This window comes from Cytobacillus firmus NBRC 15306, assembly GCF_001591465.1.
GTDB classification, from domain to species: Bacteria; Bacillota; Bacilli; order Bacillales; family Cytobacillaceae; genus Cytobacillus; species Cytobacillus firmus.
The window spans coordinates 1-2,035 of the sequence record NZ_BCUY01000189.1; the positions used below are offsets into that span (position 1 = coordinate 1).

The 2,035-nt window shown below is 39.5% G+C and carries 1 protein-coding gene; it reads left to right on the forward strand.

Going from position 1 to position 2,035, the window contains the following annotated elements; translation table 11 throughout:
- The first annotated feature begins 1,144 nt into the window (after positions 1 to 1,144).
- Positions 1,145 to 1,384: an AbrB/MazE/SpoVT family DNA-binding domain-containing protein gene (locus BFI01S_RS21700; RefSeq protein WP_082804592.1), complete on the forward strand. Its 240-nt coding sequence runs from the start codon at positions 1,145 to 1,147 to the stop codon at positions 1,382 to 1,384.
- Positions 1,385 to 2,035: the final 651 nt, after the last annotated feature.

Genomic DNA, 2,035 nt, shown 5'->3' on the forward strand with positions numbered 1-2,035 from the left:
CGGGCCTGGACACCCCGGAGGCCGCTTTCCGTATGGACATTGCAGGACAGGGTATCGAACGATGTCTCGACCCTTGATACAGGAATACAGCACAAAAAAGAAAAGCCCCGTAGTTGGACGACTACGTGGGCTTTTTCTTTCGCTTCGCGCGGACTTGCATTAGGGTTCACAGAACTTCTAATTCAAGCCGTGACGTTCTGCTGTTTTGTATGTGGTTCCGACACATACGAAAAACGTAAATGATCTAGTTAGCTCGCTCCAGTGTCGCTGATGGACGTCAGCTTTTAGGCTCGTTGGCTAAATCACTCTTTTGCAATAACTCCTATTAAAAGTATATCACGATGTGTGATTTTGTAAACCACAAAGTGCAAACTTTACGATTATAGCGATAAACAACAACCGGCGTCAACCGCCTTTCCTTCTATTGTGTGTTTTAATTTTCGACACCTCGCTGCATCACTGATCCACGACCATTACACTATTTTCAAGAATAAAGGTGTAATATCTTATTCCATTTAAGGGGGCTTTAAAGGAACAAGCAGATAGAGATAAAAACCCCGAGTGACTAGCTCGGGGTTTTTTACTGTTAAATATAGTGTATTTACATTGCTATTTCTAATACTAATTTGGGTGTGGTTAAAGGTTTTCCCTCCCTTAACGGAGCTCCCTAATTGAGGGTCAGATGGGTTTTGTCACGCTTATTCCCCGTGCCAATCACGCGGAAAAAGGCGTATGTTCAATAATTAATTCAACAAAAAAGGTGCTTAATGCTTCCAGATCAACCCACCCGATTGTTTTAAGTACAATAATTCCTTCATTCCTCTATGTTCCAATAAACTAAACGAGGTGCGAAGATATCAACCTAAGCCCACCCATGAATTTTTATCCCCAATGGTTAAATATCCTGTTGGAATATTAAGCACGAATTCAATTTTATCACATGTCCAACTAAAAAAGTGACTCCCTATCATTACCGAGAGAGTAACATGATTTAGGAAAAAATGATAAATATACGGTATATTGTAGATACAAAAAACAAGGTGATACAATGATAACCAAAGATGAAGAACATCACACGAGTAGACAAGAAAGCACGAATACCTATACCAAAAGCAAAAATCAGAACCAAAAAGGGGTGAAACACATGGTCACAGTTCAAAAATGGGGAAATAGTTTAGCGGTTCGTATTCCCAGCCAATTCGCAAAGAATCTAGGCGTAAAAAACGGTTCTCAGATCGAGCTCGAACTCTTAAACAACGAAATGGTTATCAGACCTGTCAAAACCAAACCAACGCTGAACGACTTATTAGCACAAACGAAAGGAAAAACGAATCCACACTTGGATTATGAATTTGGTGTATCAGAAGGGAAGGAATTGATTTGAGTCTAAGTGTCCCAAAAAGGGCGAACTCGGCTTTTTGGAATTCCCCCTACAAACAGGGGTTGAACAAGCCGGTCATCGCCCTTGTCTTGTTTTAAGCCCAGAATCACCAAGCAACCGGACTGTCTATCAATTCATTCTGAAACGCAATTTCAAAAAATCACATTTTAATTACAAGAACATCTCACAGCCTTGACTGCGACCCATAGAAGACCCGCAGGAGCGCTCTACCTTCTTTTTAGTGGTTAATACGCTCGTTAAAAATCGATTAATGGGTGTCTGAACGAGTTTACTTTCACAAACAATTATCTAATAAAAAAGACATACGGACAACACTGACAGTCTCCGTTCTGGCCACTTTCAATTTATCTTGAAATTCACCAAATGTTCCTCCGTTCCTGGTTTTTTCAGGAAATCTTTATATACGTGATATGCATGTATATATATATTACTAATTATAGTCTTTCATTAAAAAAAGAAGGATCAAAGGGACATGATTGCGTGACCCCTTGCTGTGAAAGGATTCATATGTTCCTTATTGCCATTTCAAACAAGGATATTCGAGGGACATTTCGAGAAAAAAAGGAACAAATGCGTAAAAAATACTTGCATACATGCAATGTTGAACAAATTTTTTCGTGACTCAAAATGTGC

Bases quoted from the DNA above. Each gene is read 5' to 3' on its own strand.
- BFI01S_RS21700 (WP_082804592.1), top strand. From the start codon at position 1,145: ATGGTCACAGTTCAAAAATGGGGAAATAGTTTAGCGGTTCGTATTCCC.